Annotated in this window: 26 protein-coding genes; 13 read left to right on the top strand and 13 right to left on the bottom strand. The window is 52.2% G+C overall.

The genetic code is table 11. The features are described 5' to 3' along the window. Window positions 1-19: 19 nt before the first annotated feature. The 3 genes from uraH to U738_RS21725 are packed head-to-tail and all read left to right on the top strand — an operon-like array spanning window position 20 to window position 2,337. Window positions 20-373 (top strand): hydroxyisourate hydrolase, encoded by a 354-nt coding sequence (uraH, locus tag U738_RS21735; protein ID WP_035585369.1) that lies wholly within the window; start codon window positions 20-22, stop codon window positions 371-373. Window positions 374-384: 11 nt separating this feature from the next. Then, window positions 385-1,587: a urate hydroxylase PuuD gene (locus U738_RS21730; protein WP_035585367.1), complete on the top strand. Its 1,203-nt coding sequence runs from the start codon at window positions 385-387 to the stop codon at window positions 1,585-1,587. A gap of 15 nt (window positions 1,588-1,602) precedes the next feature. After that, window positions 1,603-2,337, top strand: coding sequence for a GntR family transcriptional regulator (locus U738_RS21725; RefSeq protein WP_035585365.1), 735 nt, complete (start codon window positions 1,603-1,605; stop codon window positions 2,335-2,337). 52 nt (window positions 2,338-2,389) lie between these two features. Here U738_RS21725 and ilvY read toward each other — a convergent pair whose 3' ends face one another. Continuing rightward, window positions 2,390-3,268 (bottom strand): HTH-type transcriptional activator IlvY, encoded by an 879-nt coding sequence (gene ilvY, locus U738_RS21720; RefSeq protein ID WP_035585742.1) that lies wholly within the window; start codon window positions 3,266-3,268, stop codon window positions 2,390-2,392. Window positions 3,269-3,476: 208 nt separating this feature from the next. Between ilvY and ilvC the strand changes: the two genes are divergently transcribed. From ilvC to U738_RS23090, 3 genes are all read left to right on the top strand, one after another. Next, entirely contained in the window at window positions 3,477-4,949 is a 1,473-nt protein-coding gene (ilvC, locus tag U738_RS21715; RefSeq protein WP_035585363.1) for a ketol-acid reductoisomerase, read from the top strand. A 123-nt stretch (window positions 4,950-5,072) separates the two neighbouring features. After that, the gene (gene modF / locus U738_RS21710) at window positions 5,073-6,560 is read left to right on the top strand and encodes a molybdate ABC transporter ATP-binding protein ModF (protein WP_035585362.1); all 1,488 of its coding nucleotides are present in this window, start codon (window positions 5,073-5,075) and stop codon (window positions 6,558-6,560) included. A gap of 45 nt (window positions 6,561-6,605) precedes the next feature. After that, window positions 6,606-6,755, top strand: coding sequence for a CopG family antitoxin (locus tag U738_RS23090; protein ID WP_081899176.1), 150 nt, complete (start codon window positions 6,606-6,608; stop codon window positions 6,753-6,755). Between the two features lie 112 nt (window positions 6,756-6,867). Here the strand turns inward: U738_RS23090 and U738_RS21705 are convergent, their stop codons facing one another. The 3 genes from U738_RS21705 to U738_RS23860 all read right to left on the bottom strand — a co-directional run bounded on the left by U738_RS21705 (window position 6,868) and on the right by U738_RS23860 (window position 7,978). Further along, a complete protein-coding gene (locus U738_RS21705) occupies window positions 6,868-7,164 on the bottom strand; it encodes a type II toxin-antitoxin system RelE/ParE family toxin (protein ID WP_035585360.1) in 297 nt (98 codons plus the stop codon). After that, a complete protein-coding gene (locus U738_RS21700) occupies window positions 7,164-7,418 on the bottom strand; it encodes a type II toxin-antitoxin system ParD family antitoxin (protein ID WP_035585358.1) in 255 nt (84 codons plus the stop codon). Before U738_RS21700 ends, U738_RS21705 begins: the two co-directional genes overlap by 1 nt. Window positions 7,419-7,531: 113 nt before the next feature. After that, window positions 7,532-7,978 carry a DUF2971 domain-containing protein gene (locus U738_RS23860; RefSeq protein WP_442905733.1) on the bottom strand — a complete coding sequence of 149 codons (447 nt, stop codon included), beginning with the start codon at window positions 7,976-7,978 and terminating at the stop codon, window positions 7,532-7,534. Between U738_RS23860 and U738_RS23675 the strand changes: the two genes are divergently transcribed. After that, window positions 7,912-8,142: a hypothetical protein gene (locus U738_RS23675; protein WP_231896812.1), complete on the top strand. Its 231-nt coding sequence runs from the start codon at window positions 7,912-7,914 to the stop codon at window positions 8,140-8,142. The genes U738_RS23860 and U738_RS23675 overlap by 67 nt on opposite strands. Before the next feature lie 319 nt (window positions 8,143-8,461). On the opposite strand, the gene U738_RS21690 is transcribed toward U738_RS23675, so the two are convergent. From U738_RS21690 to U738_RS21650, 9 genes are all read right to left on the bottom strand, one after another. Further along, entirely contained in the window at window positions 8,462-9,076 is a 615-nt protein-coding gene (locus U738_RS21690; RefSeq protein ID WP_035585354.1) for a hypothetical protein, read from the bottom strand. 121 nt (window positions 9,077-9,197) lie between these two features. After that, window positions 9,198-9,440 (bottom strand): hypothetical protein, encoded by a 243-nt coding sequence (locus tag U738_RS21685; protein ID WP_035585352.1) that lies wholly within the window; start codon window positions 9,438-9,440, stop codon window positions 9,198-9,200. A 111-nt stretch (window positions 9,441-9,551) separates the two neighbouring features. Beyond that, complete coding sequence (locus U738_RS21680) at window positions 9,552-9,803, bottom strand: hypothetical protein (protein ID WP_035585350.1); 252 nt, start codon at window positions 9,801-9,803, stop codon at window positions 9,552-9,554. Window positions 9,804-9,903: 100 nt separating this feature from the next. Continuing rightward, the gene (locus U738_RS21675; protein WP_035585348.1) at window positions 9,904-10,641 is read right to left on the bottom strand and encodes a hypothetical protein; all 738 of its coding nucleotides are present in this window, start codon (window positions 10,639-10,641) and stop codon (window positions 9,904-9,906) included. 107 nt (window positions 10,642-10,748) lie between these two features. Next, complete coding sequence (locus U738_RS21670) at window positions 10,749-11,063, bottom strand: hypothetical protein (RefSeq protein WP_050713159.1); 315 nt, start codon at window positions 11,061-11,063, stop codon at window positions 10,749-10,751. A gap of 110 nt (window positions 11,064-11,173) precedes the next feature. Continuing rightward, the gene (locus U738_RS22775) at window positions 11,174-11,719 is read right to left on the bottom strand and encodes a hypothetical protein (RefSeq protein ID WP_050713160.1); all 546 of its coding nucleotides are present in this window, start codon (window positions 11,717-11,719) and stop codon (window positions 11,174-11,176) included. 327 nt (window positions 11,720-12,046) lie between these two features. Beyond that, window positions 12,047-13,513, bottom strand: a complete 1,467-nt coding sequence (locus U738_RS21660) for an NCS1 family nucleobase:cation symporter-1 (protein ID WP_035585346.1) — start codon at window positions 13,511-13,513, stop codon at window positions 12,047-12,049. Between the two features lie 29 nt (window positions 13,514-13,542). Beyond that, window positions 13,543-14,901, bottom strand: a complete 1,359-nt coding sequence (locus U738_RS21655; RefSeq protein ID WP_035585344.1) for an NCS1 family transporter — start codon at window positions 14,899-14,901, stop codon at window positions 13,543-13,545. Between the two features lie 148 nt (window positions 14,902-15,049). Next, window positions 15,050-15,814 carry an aspartate/glutamate racemase family protein gene (locus tag U738_RS21650; RefSeq protein ID WP_035585342.1) on the bottom strand — a complete coding sequence of 255 codons (765 nt, stop codon included), beginning with the start codon at window positions 15,812-15,814 and terminating at the stop codon, window positions 15,050-15,052. Window positions 15,815-16,123: 309 nt separating this feature from the next. Here U738_RS21650 and puuE point away from each other — a divergent pair, with 309 nt between their 5' ends. From puuE to U738_RS21620, 6 genes are all read left to right on the top strand, one after another. After that, complete coding sequence (gene puuE / locus U738_RS21645; RefSeq protein WP_035585340.1) at window positions 16,124-17,062, top strand: allantoinase PuuE; 939 nt, start codon at window positions 16,124-16,126, stop codon at window positions 17,060-17,062. 22 nt (window positions 17,063-17,084) lie between these two features. Continuing rightward, window positions 17,085-17,960 carry a MurR/RpiR family transcriptional regulator gene (locus U738_RS21640; RefSeq protein ID WP_035585338.1) on the top strand — a complete coding sequence of 292 codons (876 nt, stop codon included), beginning with the start codon at window positions 17,085-17,087 and terminating at the stop codon, window positions 17,958-17,960. A gap of 340 nt (window positions 17,961-18,300) precedes the next feature. After that, window positions 18,301-19,155, top strand: coding sequence for a transporter substrate-binding domain-containing protein (locus U738_RS21635; protein ID WP_197671977.1), 855 nt, complete (start codon window positions 18,301-18,303; stop codon window positions 19,153-19,155). 8 nt (window positions 19,156-19,163) lie between these two features. Beyond that, window positions 19,164-19,841 carry an amino acid ABC transporter permease gene (locus U738_RS21630; RefSeq protein ID WP_035585336.1) on the top strand — a complete coding sequence of 226 codons (678 nt, stop codon included), beginning with the start codon at window positions 19,164-19,166 and terminating at the stop codon, window positions 19,839-19,841. Then, window positions 19,838-20,494, top strand: a complete 657-nt coding sequence (locus U738_RS21625; protein WP_035585334.1) for an amino acid ABC transporter permease — start codon at window positions 19,838-19,840, stop codon at window positions 20,492-20,494. Before U738_RS21630 ends, U738_RS21625 begins: the two co-directional genes overlap by 4 nt. Beyond that, window positions 20,475-21,203, top strand: a complete 729-nt coding sequence (locus tag U738_RS21620; RefSeq protein ID WP_035585332.1) for an amino acid ABC transporter ATP-binding protein — start codon at window positions 20,475-20,477, stop codon at window positions 21,201-21,203. Before U738_RS21625 ends, U738_RS21620 begins: the two co-directional genes overlap by 20 nt. The last annotated feature ends 9 nt before the right edge of the window (window positions 21,204-21,212 follow it).

The raw sequence follows: 21,212 nt of genomic DNA, 5'->3' as shown, positions 1-21,212 counted from the left end.
CTATTAATAAGGAGTGGCCATGGGACGCTTAACCACCCACGTACTGGATACCGCCAAAGGTCAGCCCGGTCATGGCATTACCATTGAGGTGTTTCGCCTTTCAGGCAGCGAACGCCAGCATCTAACCACAGTGACCACCAACAGTGACGGACGTTGCGATGCGCCCATTTTAGACGGTGAGGCACTCACCGCAGGGGAGTACGAACTGGTGTTCCATGCTGGCGACTATCTGCGTGCTCAGGGCGTTGAAGCGGCTGAACCACGCTTTTTAGACGTTATCCCGCTGCGCTTTGGCGTTGCGGATGCCAGCCAACACTATCATGTGCCGTTGCTGCTTTCGCCTTACGGTTATTCAACTTATCGCGGTAGTTAAGAGGGCCTGGCATGCAAGCCTATATTATTGATTTTGTGAACTTGCTGCTGCGCTGGCTGCATGTGATTGCGGCTATCGCCTGGATCGGCGAGTCGATCTATTTCGTGATGCTGGATAATAGCCTGCGCTCGCCGAAGGCAGCGGAAGACCGCGAAAAGGGCGTGTTTGGCGAAATGTGGTCGGTGCATGGCGGCGGCTTCTACCACAACCAGAAGTACGCCACGGCGCCTGCCAAGCTGCCCAATGATCTGCACTGGTCATTCTGGAAAGCCTACACCACCTGGCTTTCCGGCTTTGCGCTGTTCGTCATTCTCTACATGGTTAATCCGGGCTTCTATTTGGTAAACCCTAATAGTCCCTGGCAGTGGGCCGCCAACATGACGGGCTGGCAGGCCAATATTCTGGCGTTGGCCTTTTTATTAGGCGGCTGGGTGGTTTACAACGAACTGTGTAAGCGCATTAGCCCCAATATGGATCGCGACGGCCTGCTCAGCGTTGCGGTTGCCGTCATGATGGTCGTGGTGGCCTACCTAAGCACGCAAATGTTCACCGGCCGCGCCGCCTTTTTGCTCACCGGTGCCGTCATGGCGACGGCGATGTCGGCTAACGTCTTCTTCTGGATTATTCCCGGCCAGCGCCGCATGGTAAAAGCCATGAAGGCGGGCGATGCGCCCAATCCGCTGGATGGCAAACGCGGCAAACAGCGCTCGGTGCATAACACCTACTTCACGCTGCCGGTCGTTTTGCTGATGGTGAGTAATCACTACTCGTTTATCTACTCCCATGAGCTTGCCTGGGTGGTGATGGTGCTGTTTATCTTTGCCGGTGCTTTGATACGGCAATTCTTTGTTCTAATGCACGCAGGCAAAACCCAGCCCGCGTATCCCGCTTTTGGGGTAGGGCTTATTCTGTTGGCGTTTTGGGTGGCCGCACCGAGTGCTTCGTCAACGGGTAGTGATGCCGACGCACAAGGGCCTGATCAGGCACAAATCACCGGTTTGATTGAGCAGCACTGTGTGCAGTGCCACGCACGCAACCCGGAACATGCCGGTTTCTCCGCACCACCGGCTGGGTTTGCGTTTGAGAACTGGGATGAAATTCTCGGCCAGAAGACGCAAATTCAGCAGGTCGTGGCCAGCCGCTATATGCCGTTAGGCAATATGACCAACATGAGCGATGAAGAGCGCGATATCATTGCCGCTTGGGAGGAATAATCAAAGAGGCCAGCTATGAGTGATGCGCAGGCGCCGGAAAAGCGGCGCGCTCCTGTCAAAGAAGGTAAAGACAGCAAAGAGGGCGACGAGCGCCACGAGTCTATCTATCGTGCCGTCAGCGATGCGATTGTTGAGCAGCGCTTAAAGCCCGGCGCACGGCTGCGCGAAGATGCGCTGGCGGATGTCTTTGGCATTAGTCGCACCGGTATTCGTAAAATTCTGCAGCGCTTAGCGCTGGAGCAGTTAGTCACGCTAACACCGCGCCGCGGGGCCAGCGTTACTCGGCCCACTGCCGATGAAGCCAAAGACGTTTTCGATGCCCGCCAGTTAATTGAGTGCGGATTAATGCCTGACGTAGCCCGACGCATGGGCGAAAAAGCGGCCGCGGAGCTGCGCGAAATGGCCCGCCAGGAGCGTCAGGCGCTGCGCAGCGGCCAACAGAGCGTCGCCATTCGGCTATCGGCCGACTTTCATGTGCGCCTAGCGCAGCTATCAGGCAACGCCACCCTGGCGGAATTTGTCGAGCGGCTCTGCTCGCGCTCTTCGCTGATCCTTGCCGTCTACGGCCACCGCGGTCATTTGGGCTGCGAATCCCACGACCACGACGATCTGATCGGCTACCTGGAGGCAGGCAACGGCGAGCGCGCCAAAGCCTTTATGAGCCGCCACCTAAAAGCCATCGAAGCCTCGCTCTCCATGGTCGAAGAGGAAGAGAGCGCACCGGATCTGCAGCAGATTTTTGGCGGGTAAGGGCGGTTTCGGATCGCTAAAAAAACAGCGCCTGGGGCTTATTAAGCAGGGCTTACATCAACCGCCAAAACGCGTCGACCAGTGGGTTTTTTAGGTTTTTCTTTAAGGTAAACAAACCAATATCGTAGGGTTCCAGTTCCGGTGTCACGTCGAGCACGCGAATGCGATCCATCAATGGGCTGTTGTCGAGGACGATTTTTGGCACCACGCCAATCCCAAAGCCCAAGCTCACCATGCTCACGATGGCTTCATTGCCGGTGACCTGTGCATAAATGCGCGGGGAGACATCCAACTGGCGAAACCACTCATCCACACGGGCTCTTGAGACACCGCTCTCCGATAGAATCATCGGGATGCTCGCCCACTCTTGCGGTGTGGTTGGCGTGTTCGTTGGCACATTCGGCACCTGCTGCTCAAGGGGCGCAATAAACAGCAAAGGCGACGTGGCAATGGATTTAAACGCCAGGCCTCGCGGCAAGTTGGCAGGCTGGGCCGCGATGCTAAGATCTTCTTTACCATCCAGAACATGCGCAATCGCGTGTTCTGGATCCCCCGTGCGCAGCTTGATTTCTATGATCGGGTAGGCAATACGAAAACGGCGCAGCAGCTCGTGCAAAAAGCTGTAGCTGGCGGTGACGGAGCCATACAGGCTGATTTCCCCGCTTAATTGATCAGGATTGTCCGTCAATTCATGACGAATCAAATGCCATTGGCTGCTGGCATCGCGGGCGTACTTGAGAAACTTTTGCCCCTCCTGGGTCAACACCACGGTACGGTTGTCGCGATTAAACAGCGACACCCCCAGCTCCTCTTCTAAATGCCGAATATTGCGCGACAGGGCAGAAATGCTGACATAGCACTCATCGCTGGCGCGCCCGAAATGCAGGGTTTCTGCCAAGGCCAGGAATTGTTTTAAAATTTTAAAATTCATAAACGCCATCATAATTGAGTTTTGCAAAAAAAGGGACATGCTGTTGCAAATATATCAATTTAAGAAATGGTCATTTTTGGTTAGATTGGCCTTACTCACATAACGCTGGGTCTCGCATCTGGCGGCTGTGTCACTCTCTTAAGTACCGGTTTTAGCATCGGTGTGCCTCACATCGATGTCGCGATCATAAAACATTAGGATGCTAACGATGGCTAACTACTTCAATACGCTGCCGCTCCGCGAGCAACTGGCTCAACTCGCCAAATGTCGTTTCATGTACAGCTCTGAATTTGCCGATGGCGTAGAAGCGCTGAAAGGCAAAAAAATGGTCGTGATCGGCTGTGGCGCCCAAGGCCTCAACCAAGGCTTGAACCTACGCGACAGCGGCTTAGACGTCTCTTACGCACTGCGCCCTGAAGCCATTGAGCAAAAGCGTCAGTCGTGGAAAAACGCCACCGAGAACGGTTTTGTTGTAGGTACCTACGAAGAGTTGATCCCCACGGCAGACGTTGTATTGAACCTGACGCCCGATAAGCAGCACACCTCTGTTGTAAAGGCGGTAATGCCGCTGATGAAAGAGGGCGCCTGCCTATCTTACTCCCACGGTTTCAACATCGTAGAAGAGGGCATGAAAATCCGTGAAGACTTAACCGTCATCATGGTGGCGCCCAAATGCCCAGGTTCCGAAGTTCGCGCTGAATACGTGCGTGGTTTCGGCGTTCCCACCTTGATCGCCGTTCACGAAGCCAACGATCCGAAAGGCGAAGGCCTTGCCCTGGCAAAAGCCTACGCAGTGGGCACTGGCGGCCACAAAGCTGGCGTACTGATGTCCTCTTTCATCGCGGAAGTTAAATCCGACCTGATGGGTGAGCAGACGATCCTTTGCGGCATGCTGCAAACCGGCTCTATCCTCTGCTTCGACAAAATGATCGAAGAGGGTATCGAGCCTGGCTACGCCTCTAAGCTGATCCAGTACGGCTGGGAAAACATCACGGAAGCACTGAAATACGGCGGCGTGACCAACATGCTGGACCGTCTTTCTAACCCGGCCAAGATCAAAGCTTTTGATCTTGCTGAAGAGCTAAAAGACATCATGCGTCCGCTCTACAACAAGCACCAAGACGACATCATGAGCGGCCATTTCTCTCACACGATGATGGAAGACTGGGCGAATGATGACGCGAACCTGCACAAATGGCGGGCAGAAACAGCAGAAACCAACTTCGAGAAAACTCCTGCTGCTGACGTAGAGATTACTGAACAGGAATACTTCGACAACGGCATCTTGATGGTAGCGATGGTGAAAGCGGGCGTTGAGCTTGCTTTCGAAACCATGACCGCGGCTGGCATTATCGCCGAGTCGGCTTACTACGAGTCGCTCCACGAAACGCCACTGATCGCCAACACTATCGCGCGTAAGAAACTGTACGAAATGAACGCGACCATCTCTGACACCGCGGAGTACGGTTGCTACCTCTACAACCACGCTTGTGTGCCGCTACTGGCTGACTTTATGAAAGGCATCAAATCCGATGTTATCGGTAAAGGCCTGGATCTGGACGACAACGGCGTAGATAACGCCCGTTTAATCGAAGTCAACGATGCCCTGCGCGCTCACCCGGTTGAAGCCGTGGGCTCAGTGCTGCGTGGCCATATGGCGGACATGAAGAAGATCGTTTAATCGGCTGATTAAATGATAGACCGCTAAGTCATCAAAAAAGCCGAGATATCGCCACGATATTCTCGGCTTTTTTGTCTCATTGCATGCGAACAGTGATTTTTCCAAACAATAAGGAACACATTGATGGAGCCTTCAAGCCGCTTAGCGCGTATTCAGCTAAATAAAGCGACGATCAGTTTTGATGACCGCTTCACCCTAAGCGAGATTGATTGGATCATTGAACCCTACCAGCATTGGGTTATCACTGGCACCAATGGCTCAGGCAAATCGGCCCTGGCGGCAGCGTTGGCTGGCGTTGGTAAGATTGAAGCGGGCACTATTCAAGGGCTTCCCAAAAACATTGGCTTGGTCTCTTTCGAAGCGCAAGCCGAACTGATCGCCAAAGAGTTAAAAAAAGACGATGCCGATATCATGGATGTCATTTCACTTGGCACCCCCGTCAATGAAATGATTTTCGAGCAGTGCCAAGACCCTGAACTCGCCAGCGAGCTGGTCGAAAAGTTCGGTCTTACGAAGCTACTCGACCGCGCCTTTCGTAAGCTCTCCACGGGCGAAACCCGAAAAGTCATGCTGATTCGTGCTCTGTCGAGCAAGCCGGACTTGCTGATTTTAGACGAGCCGTTTGATGGTTTGGACGTCGACACCCTCGCCATGCTGCAAGCCCATCTCGCCTCCATCATCGATACCGTTCCCATGGTGATGGTGCTGAATCGCTTTGATGAAATGCCGGACTTCATCACCCATATTGCCTATCTGGATAAACAGCGCTTGGAGAAAAAGAGAGGAGATAAAAAGCGAGGAGATAGCGGACGTTTAGCATTCACCGTAGACCGTCAGGACGAAGCCGCCTTCAATGAGCTTTACCAATTGCTGCATTTGAAAACCACCGACCTAAGCCTGCCCGAGGCCGACCCAGCCAATAAATTACCCGCTCTCGACCCCAGTCAGCCGTTAGTGAAGCTCAAGCAAGCGACTATCCAATACGGCGATACCGTGATTGTCGATAAGCTGGATTGGACGATAGAGCAGGGGCAGCACTGGCAACTAAGTGGCCCCAACGGTAGCGGTAAAACCTGTGTTTTGTCCCTGATCACAGGGGATCACCCCCAGTGCTATACCAACGATATTTTTGTGTTTGGCTTCCAGCGCGGTAACGGCGAAAGCATCTGGCAGATCAAGCAGTTTATCGGCTATGTCTCCACTGCCCTGCAGTGGGAGTATCGCGTCAGCACCAGCTGCAAAAACGTGATTATTTCCGGCTTCTACGACAGCATCGGCGTGTACACAAAATCCACCGATCATCAGAAAAAAATCGCCGACCAGTGGCTCGAACTACTCGGCATGAAAGACCGCGCCGATCAGCCCTTTAACAAACTCTCTTACGGCGACCAGCGCTTGCTGCTTATCGCCCGCGCCATGGTGAAACACCCGCCGCTGTTGATTCTAGACGAGCCCTGCCTCGGCCTGGACGATATGAACCGCCAGCTGGTTCTCGCGCTCATCGAGAAAATTTGTGCAGGGAAAGAGACCACGGTGCTTTACGTCAATCACCACACGGAAGATAAAATAAAAGAAATAGACAATCATTTGGCGCTGGAGAAGAATCACTAGTTGTAACCTCCGCTCGCGATATGCACCGAAAGGAGAGGGCTGTTTATGAGCAAGCTAAAAAAGATGCCTGAGTTCAAAACCGAGGAGGAAGAGCGAGAATTCTGGGAAACCCATGATTCTTCCGACTATTTGGACTGGAGCCAAGCAAAACCGGTTTCTTTCTCGAAGCTGAAGCCCTCAACCACGACTATCTAACTCCGCTCACCGGAAAATTAGGAGCGTAGCGAGTAATTGTCGCTATTTGTTGGGCGGCAACGGCACGGGGCTTGCTGGAGATCTTGAAGCTGCGCCGAAAATATAGCGCCCACTACTCCAGAAGCCTTTCCGGTGCATCCATGTCCTCGTGAAGCACACGAACAACGAGCACTTCCGAGTCATGCAGTTGATAAAAAACAGCGTGGTGCTCGACCTGTAATCTGTGATACCCAGAAAAAACATGGTCGTAGTTCGCGCCAAGCGATGGATGATCAATCAGCCGTTTCATGCCGGTCTCAAGCCGATCCAGGTAATTATCCGCCTGATCAACGCCCCATTCCTCACAGGTATACACCCAAATTCCGATGAGATCTGATTCCGCCTTTGGCGTGACATTTAACTCAAGCACTAATCAACCGCCTTGATCCGCTTACGGCCAGCCGCCTTAATAGCCGATATATCCAGGGGTTTCGGGTTCCCGCTTGACTCACCCTCAACGAGGGCTTGTCTTAGCATGGCAAGGCGTTGTTTGGTCTGCTGATCCCTTCGGATAAGATCGCGGATGTATTCACTATCATTGCCATAGTGACCGCTTTCAATCTGAGCTTTTACCCAGTCGTTCTGCTGCTCAGTCAGCGTGATGGTTTTCCGGTGCATGCTCATAGTTGATACTCCAAACATGGGAGAGGTATGACATTATCATACTCTTCCCGACCCTGAATCAATGCTCTTCTTATTGCTGTCAGCAGGGCTGGGGGTTAGAAACTCCCAGTGATTTACTTGAGGCCCCGTCGCTTCGCATCGAGGTGACTGGTATAAGTAAAGTGTTCAAATTCGACCTTAAAGTGCTCCTCACTCCGCAGTCCCTGCCAAAATCTAACATTCGGGTTCTGACCAGAAAGGATAAGGCACACGATCTCCATACAGTCTGTGTCAATATCTGGGCCGAAATACACTCCGCGCAGCGCTTCGGAGGGATATGTGAAAGCTGTTCCAGCTACATGGTGGATGGCTCGCCATTCTCTCTCGTAACTCCAGTTAATCGATTTTGTACAAAACAGGTTCAGGTAGTCGTCGTATCTGTCTTGAAGAATTATTGTGATTGGATCGATTCTTGGTATCTGCTCTACGTATTTGACTTCTCGGAGCTTATGGAATGGCTCGTAGTCAGTGGCAAACTCCAAGCAAAAACCCTTATACCGCCCGCCATAATGAGACCACATTAGAAGATCATGGTGAATCTCTGAAAAGCACGATACTCCTTTCTCTGAAAGAAAGTTCTCCGCGTAATCCTCAGCAACCTTTCGGGCGCTTCGCACCACAAGTTCTCGAAGTTGTTCACAACTCAAATGTTCCAGTTCTTCTCGACCTTGTTCAGGCAAGTTGAACCGAGCCAAGTAGTGCCGTCGAACCTGTTCGATCTGTTCGTCTGTCGGTACTGCAAAGTTCGGCCTCAAAGCACAGTCGTAAGGGTCGTTGAAGTTTTGTGGTGATCCAAAATAGATTGTCTGCGTCTTGAGGTTGCGCAAGGACTGAACGGTAAAGTCTTCGTACTTGTATATGGTCGAAGGGTAAGAGTCATTCATATGGCTTTATTCACTACACCTCGACGTTGATGGTGAAAGTTTCTGGATGCCTAACGCTGCCAACACCTGCCGTGCGTAGTGAGGTCCAGCGCACGTAGTGCGCGATGGTGCTTGACCTTGTTATGCACTGTCTGCCCCCAACTTATTCATAAGCTTATCTTGTGCTCTATACCGCTCTTCTTGAATCTTAATAATTTGCTTTCTCTTGTCGTTAAGCATTTCATTTGGACTCCAATTCTCCGGTGCTTCAAAAGCAGGGAGCTTTGCGTACTTTCTTAGTCTTTTAGCCAGCCCCATGGCGAAAAGGCCCAGCTCAGAATAATGTAGCTGTCTAGCTTCAAACCCCTCTTCGTAATATGGTGGCCCTTCCACATGATCGAATATGGAGGATATGGCTTCATTTGCAGTTTCTATCTTATTTGGCAGGTTTAAAATTTCGTACATTAGATTTGAAGGTAGCGATCTCCAATCTACATCAAGATCATTCGGGTTAAACTCTGGTGGTGTAACCTGTATACGCGCACACCCATCCTTGTCATATTGACCATACGAAGTACCATCATCCTGAGCTACATCAACACACCTATAAACAAAGCGATCCAGTTCACAAGCCACTCTTATTGCCAAATATTCATATTCCTTTTTTCTCTTTGCCTTTTGAAATATCCAGTCTTTTAGAATTCCAAGCAAGACACCAAGGGCAACGCCGACTAAACCTATTATTGCTTTATCCATTGCCTACTCGCTCATGTCTTTGAATTGCATAACGCACGCTACACAAGCGAGCAACTTGTTGCGAGTCGAGCGCCCAACGGGCGCGTTTGTGCTGGCGCTGTTTATGAGCTTGTGAGCGCATCTACATCAATTCCCATGGTAAGTCGCGTCTTCCATTTACGGGTTTAAGTACACCATCATTTCTTAGCTGCTGAGCAGCCCAGCGAATATCATACTGCCAGGTATACAAGAGATCGCCGGAGGCTTTGAGTTCTGCTTCGTGATTGTCCCAAACATATTTTGAAACTTCACGAGGCCAACCACTACCTCCTCGCTGTTGAAGGCATGCAATTATCCAAAGTTTCATGCTTTCTCTGGTTACCATGAGATCTCCTGGCTGGCCCCTCATAACGCCGGTTATGTGCGGCGCGAGGAACGAGCGTCTGGCGCCCACAGGGCGCGTACACAATAACCTTGTTATATGGTATTGAATGCACTATTTGTTCAAAGTATCCACCAGCGGGCCAATCCCTTCCTGTTCTAGGGTCGAATTCGGCTCCGCCATCGCCTTATCATCAGAAGCTAACTGGTCATCCCATATCGTTGAAGTCCCGCTTTCATCAACCACTTCCCGGAAACACCCTGTGGGTGGCTCAATTCCCCGATAAGTCCGAACGTCAATAGTGTGACCATCCAGGGTGAACTCCTGACAGTGGCGGCTGTCTTCATTTGGATACTCTTCCTCCATCTCGCCTCCCCTCGATCAATTCAATGACTTATAACACACGCCTCAATGGCCGGAGGTCAGATTGCAGGCGTTTGTTATGTGATTTTAAAGGTGTAAATTTTTAACCTTCTTCACCATCAGGATACCTTTCTGACGGGCCTATAATGTTAATAAGTTGAACAATAAAATGATACGTCGCCAATATATAATCTTGCACCCTTAAAGGTACATTGCTTATAGATTTTCCATCGTATATTCTGAAATATTGAAATTTTGCAAGCTGCTCATCGACACTATATGAATGCTTAATTTTATTATTAAGAACTCTAATTTCGTTAATTGTTTCGTACGCTGCAAGTAGCTCAATATCAAAGTCATTTTCTTTAAATTTATTGACTATTTCATGCCATCTATGAGAGTTTGACGCTTGCTTTGATAATAAAACTTGAAGAGCACGATTGGTATACTGCTCTATAGTAGCCCAGAGGTTAATAACCAAGCTTTCATTGGCAATACACTTGATTTGGCTTTGTTGTTTGTAAATATCAAATGCATTGAATGCCATTCGAGTGGTTGCTACTTGTTCAGGGTTATCATCACAAACGTTGTCGAAAATTCCCTGATAATGTTCATTGAATGCTTCAAACCCTGGCTCTACAACTTGTTGATTATTCTTGTGTGTAACCATCACAAAGCGATGGAACATAACGATATCATCTATCCTTTGAATTGCTTGCAGCCTCAACTCGAAGCGTTTCTCACCTTCTGGAAACTCACAGATATCATCAATCATTTCCTTATGCAGGGGGTTGCCATCGTTTTCGTTAATAAATTCATTGATTGTTGGTAAAAATGACATAAAAGCATCCTTGAAATTTGGCTATGAGCCACATAACGCCCCTAAGCAGCGGCATATTTTGCGCTTTGAGCGCAGCGAAGCAAAATATTTCCGACTGCCATGGTTGGTTATGTTTTTGGTGCCCAGCCATTACGCTCAGCCAAGATTTGCCACTCGGGCCTTTTTGTAGGGATTATATTTTCACAATATTTAATAAGGCTTTCTATATGGAGATCCTTGACGTTGTAGAGGTTGCCCGGAGTGGATTTTCCCTTTACCTTTGGATTGGCATGAGAAGTTTGCAGCTTCGTTATCACCTTGCCTAAAAGCTGCTTGAGTTTAGCATCTTCAGTTTTATTCATAATTTTACCAAGACTCTTGATGTGGGAGGCTACAGTCTCCATTTCCTTAAGTGCATCTACTGTTTCTTCATAAATCGTCATAACTTCCTATCCTTCTTGGTAAAACATAACGCCTCAATAACCGGCAGCTGTAACGGAGCGAAGCGTAGAGTAAGCTGTCCGGCGCCGCAGGCGCGAAGTTGATTGATTTGTTAAGTGTTTCCACTCCCGCCAAACTCAAACCTAGCCGACCGCCAAGCTTTAAGCGGATGATAAAGAGGCATTAACCGAGATTTATGGCACGCTCCACAAGCATCCTTCATAGTTGAGTAAACCTCATTCATTATACTAATGCGACCGCAGTCATCACACTCCAAAAACATATCCTTATATCCCCACGCCACATCATCATGCCACTCTTGCGATGGAAATACAGTTTGCAAGCCATAGGACTCACCACAGTCCCACTCTCCAGGCTCCGGTGGCTTACCAATTGCTATTAAAACCTTTTTGCCAATAAGTTCAGAGAAGAGTTGTATGGTTTCATCATCATAGTCGCCGGTGCCTTTCACCTCGAAGAAACTATTAAAATCAGGCAAATAGAAATCGGGCAGATACCATGTTCCATTTACATCGTAACCTTCGAGCTCGTATTCCCACTTAATTTTCGCGGTGTCAAAAAATACAGCCCATCGAGCTTCACTCCGGCTTCTAAACCGATACCCTTTATATTTTGTCTCGATTGCTTTGATGTACATGAGCTCTCCGTACACTTAACAGTTTATTCATAAGCATGCTCGTTTTCCTGGAAAACCAAAATGTACTAATAATTCACAAATTACTGATATAGCGTAAAAACTCACTTTATCTCGCTGCAGGCTACCAGAAAAACGCGCACTACAGCTCGAAAATATCTCATTCCGCTGAGTTTTGATAGCGCAAAATACGTTACTTGGTAGCGCTATGGGAGCATGCACGCAGTTTCTAACTGGCCACGCCAGCCCGTGACCAAAAAAAAGCGCCATCGGCAAAACCGATGGCGCTTGTATGAGCTTCTAATCAGCTAGTTACGACCCTTTTGTCAGCTATTGAGCCAGCGCAGCCTCAGCCTTAAACTGCCGCATCAACCCGTAGTAGAACAACCCACCTAAGCCAGCACCAATCAGCCAGCCGTAGCCGCCCAGGCTGGATAGTGCGGGTACTAACACGGTAGAAAGCGAGAACAGCGCCGCCACGCCAAAAGCGATAAGCGCGCGGGTGTTCCAGCCGTTGACGTAGTAGTAGGCGCTGCCCGGTGCTGATGAGAAGAGCTCCTGCATGTTCAGGTGCTGTCGCTTAATCAGGTAGTAGTCGACTACGATAATGCCGTAGAAGGGCGCGACGATGGCGCCTAGCGCATTCACAAAGCCGGGAACGCCAATCTGGCTGATGACTGAGAGCCATAGCGCACCGACGAAGAACGCGATTACCGCGGTAATCAGGCCGCCCATTTTAAAGCTGATTTTGCTGGGAAACAGGTTGGCCAGGTCGTAGGCTGGGGGAATAAAGTTGGCGACCAGGTTGATGCCTACCGTGGCGGCAAAGAAGGTCAGCGCAGCGATAATCGTCAGCGGCAGTGAATCTACCCGTTCAACGATATCGGCGGGATTGGTCAGCGCCTCGCCAAACAGCACCAGGGTGCCTGCGGTAATAATCAGCGCGATAAACGAGAAGAATGCCACGTTAAGCGGCAAGCCGAGCAGGTTGCCTAGCTTCATCTGACGTTCGGTTTTTACAAAGCGGGTGAAGTCGCCGAAGTTGATCACCACTGCCGCAAAGTACGCCACCATGGTGCCTACAATCGCCATAAAGGCCGCGATTGAGCTGCCGCTGGTTTCACCATCGCCGCTAAAAATAGTGCCAATAGCGGGGATTAGCTCACTTCCCGCCTGATACCAAACGATGATCATCAGCACCAGCATCACCACGTAGACCAGCGGGCCTGCCCAGTTGAGAAAGTGCTTAATGCGCTCGATGCCCTGCCAGAAAATGGCGATTTGAAACAGCCACACAATCACAAATGACACCCAGGCCACGCCGGAAAGCCCCAGGAAGGTGCCACCATCGCCTGCGCCAACAAAAGCGGTAATCAGTAGGGTGACGGCGGTGGAGGCGAAGTAGGTCTGCACGCCGTACCAGAAAATCCCCACGATCGCGCGCAGCATCGCGGGTAGGTTGGCGCCGCGTACCCCCATGCTGGCGCGCACCATCACCGGAAAGGGAATGCCGTATTTAACGCTGGGTTTGCCGGTGAGGTTAACCAAAAACATTACGATCACACCGGCCAGAATAATCGCCGCCATCACCGCCCAGCCGTTGAGACCGTAGGTTAAAAACAGTGAGGCCGCCAGGGTGTAGCCAAACAGGCTCTGGATGTCGTTAGACCAGACATTAAATATCTCAAAGGCACCCCAGTTACGATCCTGGGGTTTCAGCGGCGCTAGATCCTCGTTATATAACGTGGGATCGATATGTTTGATATCCAGATCACTAACGTCGTTGCTCTCTTTCATTGTCTTGACTCGCAGGTTGGCAAATGGGATTACTGGCTAAAGCGCTGGCAGGGTGCCCAGTACTTCATTAACAGGTAGTAGCTCACGCCTGCGGGTATCAGGCTGGCGTACCACGAGATCGCCGAGAAAGAGAGCGCCGCCGCAATACCGATCGCGGTGGCAATAAACGCAGCTAGGTTCACGCCTTGGTAAGGGCCGTTGGCGTCATAGAGTTTGTCGATATCCAGCGTGCGACGACGAATAACGTAATAGTCCACCACCAGAATGGCGAAGATGGGGCCTAGGAAGGCAGAGTACGTTTGAACAAACAGCTGTAGACCTGCTGCGGAGCCCGGCTGAACAAGTTTCCAGGGGAAGGTGGCGAAGGCCAGTAGTCCAACGATCACCGTGGCGACGGGGAACTTGATCTTAAACACGTCCATCAGCACGTAGGTGGGCGGTACTACGTTATTGAGTACGTTGGTGGTCACCTGGGCAAAGGCGATGAACAGCAGGGTGGTCATCAGCAGCGGCGTGTTGTCGACGGCGTTGGCAAACACCTGGATAGGGTCGGCGGTGCCGGTGGCCTGGGAGACCATATAGCCGATCAAGCCCATAAACAGCGTGCAGGGCAGAATCGACATGGCGTAAATGGTGGTCAGCAGGCTTTGGGCGGTGCCCTTTTTATGCTCGCGAGAGTAGTCGCTAACGTTGAGCATCATGGTGCTGTAGATGCCCAGGAACAGCATGGTCGCACCCCAGAACGGCATGCCCCAGGAGCCTTCCATGGTCAGCAGGCTGGCGGAAAGCTCATCGCCATAGCGCTGCACCGTGGCGTAGAACATATACATCAACGAGACGAGGATAAAGGCGCTGCCGATATTCTCTAACCATTTGATGCCCTGAAAGCCCATTACCGACAGGCCAATTTGCAGGAACTGGAAGGTAATAAAGTAGAAGATAAGGTTGTCGAAACCGAACAGGGTGGCCGACACCATATTCAGTGCCCCGGCGCCAATCCAGCTTTGAAAGCCGTACCACACTACCGCAGGCACCGCGCGCACTAAGCCGGGCAGCCGCGTGCCGGTAAAGCCGAAGGCGCTGCGCGCCTGCACCATAAACGGAATGCCGTACTTGTAGCCCGCGGCCCCGTTAATGGCGAGAGCTATACCGATCACAAAGCACCCGATGGCGATGGCCAGGGTGGCTTGTAACAGGTTTAAGGTGCCGACCACGCTTGAGCCCATGGCGAAGGTGCCAATGGAAACGCAGCCGCCGAACCAGGCCAGAAAATAGGAGCTACGCCCCATAATCCGGGTGTGTTGCGGGGCTAAGCTCTCCGCCCCTATTGCTTTTGATCCAGCATCGGATCGGTCGTCTGACGCAAGAGCCGAGGTTGAAGCGCTCATGGTGTCGTCCTCGCAAGATTATCGGTTTTATTAATCCCCGATTTAACATCGGGAAACGCTTGCGGCGTGGCGTGCTATTGGACGTTCGTGTTTCTTAATTTATTGTTATTAAATGTTTTTTAGTCATGGTTTTGTGAGACGTTGTTTTTTAGAGCGTTGATGGCTTAAGCGGTAGCGCAAGGTCAGTAAGCCCAGCAAACTTGCCGGTGAACGCTTTCGGCCGTGGGTAGGCGAGATCGCCGTGCTTGCTGGTATACAGACCTAAACCGACCAGCGATTCCGCCAGTTTTAGCGCAGCGCTAACACCTTCCACTACCGGTAGGCCGACTTCGCGGCTGATCTCCTGGGTCAAATTCGCCATGCCGCCGCAGCCTAGAACGATGGCGCCAATGCCGTCTTCATCCCGGGCGCGGCAGCACTCTTCAACAATGCGGGTAAACGCCGCTTCAGGGTGGTGCTCAAGATCCAACACCGGAATTTCCGCAGCGCGAATGCGGCGGCAGTGGTGGCTAAAGCCGTACTGCTGTAGCAAGTGCTCGGCAATAATGCCGGTGCGACCCAAGGTGGTCACAATAGAAAAACGGGTGCTCACCAGGGTGGCAAGATGAAACGCCGCTTCGGCAATGCCAATCACAGGTGCGCGGGTGAGTTCGCGGGCAGCGAGCAAGCCTGGGTCGCCGAAACAGGCCACCACGTAGGCATCGATGCCGCCTTCGCGCTCGCCTTTAAGCACCTCTTCGGCAACTCCCACCGCGCTGATCGCTTCGTCAAAATGGCTTTCAATCGAAACCGGGCCTGCGTCAGGCTGGGAAGCGCTGACCGTGGTGCCTGGCCCCGCCTGCTGCTGTGCTGCCTGACCCATAGCAGCGGTCATGGAAGCCGTGGTGTTAGGGTTAATGATGCGTATATGCACGTTGAGCAATCCGTATGTAAACAATATAAATTTTCTTGTATACAAAAATAGGGCGGTTTCTAGCCTTACGCAAGCCTCTAAACGTGAATAGACGATAAAAATGTCCCGCTAAAAGTTTGACCAATTGTTCAGGATTCAACAGCTTAACGATGTTTTAACTTAGAAACGCTATGAGTGTCAGGGGATTAGCGTCCGGCCGCGTTGCGGTCCGTTATTAATCTCGCTATTTTGTATACAAATAATTTTCTGTATCGCTGGGCTGCTCATTCGCCAGTGACGAGCCAGAAATAGGCATAAAAGGAGCTAGCTATGTCGTCATCCTCTAAGAGCCATTACCCACGCGACTTAATCGGTTACGGGCGTAATCCACCCCACGCTAATTGGCCCAACAAGGCCAAAATTGCCGTTCAGTTCGTGCTCAATTACGAAGAAGGTGGCGAGAACTGTGTGCTGCATGGCGATTCAGGCTCCGAGCAGTTCCTGTCAGAAATCATCGGCGCACCGGCTTATCCTGATCGCCACCTGAGCATGGAGTCGATCTACGAGTACGGCTCCCGCGCTGGGGTATGGCGCATTCTTCGTGAGTTCGAGAAGCGCGATCTGCCGCTCACGGTGTTTGGCGTGGCCATGGCGCTGGAGCGCAACCCGGATGTCGCCATGGCGTTTAAAGAGCTAGGCCACGAGATTGCCTGCCATGGCTACCGCTGGATTCACTATCAGGAAGTCTCCGAGCACGTTGAGCGGCAACACCTTCAACAGGCCATGGAGATTTTTCAGCGCCTTTACGGTGAAAAACCCCAGGGTTGGTATACCGGCCGCGACAGTCCCAATACCCGACGCTTAGTTCTGGATGAGGGCGGTTTCCTTTACGATAGCGACTACTACGGCGATGATTTGCCTTTCTGGACGCAGGTGACCGATAGTCAGGGTAGTGAGCATAACCACTTAATCGTACCTTACACCCTGGACAGCAACGATATGCGCTTTGCCGCGCCGCAAGGTTTTAATACCGCGGATCACTTCTTTACCTACCTGCGTGACGCCTTTGATGTGCTCTACGCGGAAGGGGAGGAGGCGCCGAAAATGCTCTCTATCGGTATGCACTGCCGTTTATTGGGGCGGCCAGGGCGTTTTCGCGCGTTGCAGCGCTTTTTGGATTACATCGAAACCCACGACCGGGTGTGGGTGGCCCGGCGGGTCGATATCGCCCGCCACTGGGCGGAGCACCACCCGCCATCAACCCGCTAATCAGACAGCTCAATAGGATGTTATGACGCCGCATATCGGACAGCGAATTACCGCCCAGTTTGACGCGCTAAGTGCCCAGGAGCAGCGGGTGGCGAGCTTTATCCTCGATCACTTTGATGATCTAGCGGTGTACAGCGCCGCTGATTTGGCGCGCCTGACCGGGGTTTCCAAATCGACCGTCAGTCGCCTGTTCAAGCGGTTGGGGTTTGAGAGCTACCGCACCGTTAAAGACCACGCCCGCCAGCTGCGCAACCTGGGGGTGCCGTTGGTGATTGATGCCAACGCCATGCAGGATGAGGCGGGGGCGCCGTTTCAGCGTCACTTGCAGCGCGAGCAGGAAAACCTGCAGCGCTGCTTAAACGGTATTGCCGCAGATCAGTTTTCAGCGTTGGTAGAACGCCTGGATAGCGCGCGCCATGTGGTGGTGATCGGGTTTCGTAATAGCTACCCGTTGGCGCTGCATTTTCGTCAGCAGTTAATTCAGGCGCGCACCCAGGTGCGGGTGGTTCCCCACCCTAACCAGTCGTTAGCCGAAGAGATTGTCGATTTAACCGAGCAGGATGTGGTGGTGCTGTTTGGTTTCCGCCGGCGCCCAGCGGCGTTTGCTGCGCTGATCAATGCCCTTGAGCGAACGCCTGCCAAGGTGGCGTTAATTGCTGACCCCACCGCGGTAAATTTCGCTTCTCAAGTCAACTGGTTGTTGGAAGCGCCGCTAGAAAGCCTTTCGGCGTTTGATAGCTACGCCGCCGCTAATAGCTTGATCTGCCTGCTCGCCAACGGCGTACTGCATCGGCGCCTTGCAGAAGGTCGAGAGCGGATCAGCGCGATCAGCGATGTTTACGCCGAGCTTAGTGAGCTGGAAGCGCCCACCATGAGCGTAGATTGGAGCGCCCAGTAGGCTCGACCTCCTTTAATGGTGCACCTGGTCTTGTCGATGGATGAAAACTGCACCAAGACGTTGCACTTATTTTTATTCAAACTCTCCTTCCGATGCGGTTTCAATGGCATTGCGGCTACGCATGCCCGCTAAGCTACTGTTATAAAAAATCTTAGTGACTTCTGGTATCACGATTGCTTTTAGGTGATCAGGTGAAACGAAAGTTTCTTTGTTAGATTTTATGCAACAAAACTTTCATTCGCTTTGCTTCCATTGCTCAGACCACCACTGCTAATTATTCAGCGAATTGTCTCTAGCAAAACCAAGATTTTGCAGAACATGCGCTTGCTAGGAGAGCTTTATGAAATCGTTATCACACCGCCTTAATCACTCCCTTACCCGTCGCTTCAAGTGTCTACAGACTAGCGTTTTAGCCACGGGACTGAGTGCCGCAGTCGCCCTGGGTGCGTTCGCCACCAGCCCCAGCGTTCATGCGGATGCTCTTGAGGATATCGAGTCCCGCGGCACCATCCGTATTGCTGTACCACAGGATTTTCCGCCGTTTGGCTCGGTGGGCACCGACCTGGAACCGCGTGGCTACGATATTGATATGGCCAACTACCTCGCTGACGAGATGGGCGTTGAGCTTGAGCTGATCACCGTTACCAGCGCTAACCGGATTCCCTATTTGCAGACCGGTCAGGCGGATTTGGTGATCTCTAGCCTGGGTAAGAACCCGGAACGCGAAGCGGCGATCGACTTTTCAGACGCCTACGCGCCGTTTTTCTTAGGCGTGTTCAGTGCTGATGAAGATGAAAGCGTGGAAGGCCCGGACGGTTTAGCCGATAAAACCATCGGCGTAACCCGCGGTGCTGTTGAGGATATGGAGCTTTCTGAGGTTGCCCCAGACTCGACCACAGTTCAGCGCTTTGAAGATAACGCCACAACTATTTCTGCGTTTCTATCCGGTCAAGTCGATTACGTCGCCACCGGTAACGTAGTCGCCGCCGAAATCGCCGAACGCAACAGCGATCGCGCGCCCTCGCTGATTTACCAGCTCAAAGATTCACCCTGTTATGTAGGCATGAATAAGGACGAGCCTGCGCTAATGGAAGAAGTGAATCGCCTGATCGCCCAGGGCTTGGAAGATGGCACTTTGAATGAGATGTCTCAGCGCTGGTTCAGCGCCGACCTGCCTGAAAACTTCGGTAGCTGAGGGTCACCATGGGGCCAACACTCGATTTCCTTACTCTGTTGCCCTATGTCAGTGAGCTGCTCAAAGGTCTTACCACCACGGTCATTTTGACCGTGGTGACTACCTTGACGGGGCTAGCGCTGGCAGTGGCAGTAGCGTATTTACGCGTAAACGCGCAGCCATGGGTGCGCTGGGGGCTCGGCGGCTACGTCGAATTGACCCGCAACACGCCCTTTATCGTGCAGCTGTTTTTTATCTTCTTCGGGCTTCCCGGGCTCGGCATCAAAATCGATGCCATCACCGCGGCCTTTATTGCCATGACGCTTAACCTGGCCGCCTATAGCGCCGAGATTTTACGCGCAGGTATTAGCGCCACGGCGAAAGGTCAGCTGGAGGCCGGACGGGCGCTGGGCATGACCACATTGCAAAGCTATCGCCATGTGGTGCTGGTGCCTGCTTTTGCGCGGGTTTACCCGGCACTGATCAGCCAGTCGATTATCGTCATGCTGGGTTCGGCGGTGGTGTCGCAGATTTCTGTGTTTGATCTGACCTACGCGGCTAACTTTATCCAGTCGCGCAACTTCCGCAGCTTCGAAGTCTACCTGCTGATCACGCTGGTCTATTTGCTCCTCGCCTTCGGCATGCGGCGCAGCTTTATGCTGGTGGGCAAGCGTGTATTCGCCTATCAGCAAGGAGAACAACGATGATTGAGTTCACCTTCTGGGATATTTTGCGCAACCTGTTGCTGGCGGCTCGCTGGACGGTTGTGCTGTCGCTGATTGCCTTTTTGGGCGGGGCTACGGTGGGGCTGCTATTGACCTTTATGCGCCTCTCAAGCAATCGCTGGCTGCAGCGCTTAACGTCACTCTATGTGGATCTTTTCCAGGGCACGCCGCTACTGATGCAGCTGTTTTTGATCTTCTTTGGCGCTGCTGCCATGGGGCATCCGATCTCCGCCTGGTTGGCCGCCTCCATTGCACTCACCCTGTTTACCAGCGCCTTTCTGTGTGACATCTGGCGCGGCTGCTTGGAAGCGGTGGCTAAAGGGCAGTGGCATGCGTCACGGGTACTGGGCATGAACTACTTCCAGACCATGCGCCATGTGATTCTGCCCCAGGCGCTGCGGCTGTCGATTCCCCCCACGGTGGGTTTCTCAGTACAGGTCATTAAAGGCACGGCGCTGGCCTCCATTATCGGCTTTGTCGAGTTAACCAAGGCGGGCACCATGCTCAATAACGCCACCTTTGAACCCTTCACCATCTTTGCCCTTGTGGCTTTGCTTTACTTCGCGCTGTGCTTCCCCCTTTCCTGCTACGCGCGCTATCTGGAGAAAAAGCTCTATGACGCTGGTCTACGTTGATAACGTTCATAAAGCCTTTGGCGACCTGGAAGTGCTTAAAGGTATTAACCTTTCGGTTGCGCAAGGCGAAGTCGTGGCGATTATTGGCCGCAGCGGCTCGGGTAAAAGTACTCTGCTGCGTTGCTTGAATCAGTTGGAAAAACACGACAGCGGCGAGATCACCATTGCCGATAAGCAGCTCGATGCGGCGTCGATGTCGCCCAAAGAGCTGAGTGAAAACGTCGGCATGGTATTCCAAAGCTTTAATTTGTTTCCGCATAAAACCGTGGGTGAAAACGTCTGTTTGGCACCGCTGGTGGTGCGCGGCGAAGCCAAGGCTGAGGTTGAGGAAATCGCTCGGGAAGTGCTTGAGAAAGTCGGCCTATCGGACAAGTACGATGCCTATCCGGCACAGCTCTCCGGCGGTCAGCAGCAGCGCGTGGCTATTGCCCGGGCGTTGGCGATGCGCCCGAAGGTCATGCTTTGCGATGAGGTGACGTCAGCGCTTGATCCTGAATTGGTTGGGGAAGTGCTGCGGGTGCTGGAAGCTTTAGCAAAAGAGGGTATGACGCTGATTCTAGTCACCCACGAGATGAGCTTCGCCCGCGACGTAGCTGACCGCGTGGTATTTATGCACCAGGGGCGCATCCATGAAGAGGGCGCCCCCGGCGAGCTGTTCAGCAACCCGCAAACGCCGGAGCTAAAGCAGTTTATCTCTGCGGTGCTCTAGTCGATCCAC

The organism is Halomonas sp. TG39a (assembly GCF_000744395.1).
GTDB lineage: Bacteria > Pseudomonadota > Gammaproteobacteria > Pseudomonadales > Halomonadaceae > Vreelandella > Vreelandella ventosae_B.
The sequence above is the reverse complement of the archived record's forward strand: the minus strand, read 5'-3'. Positions and strand labels throughout refer to the sequence as shown.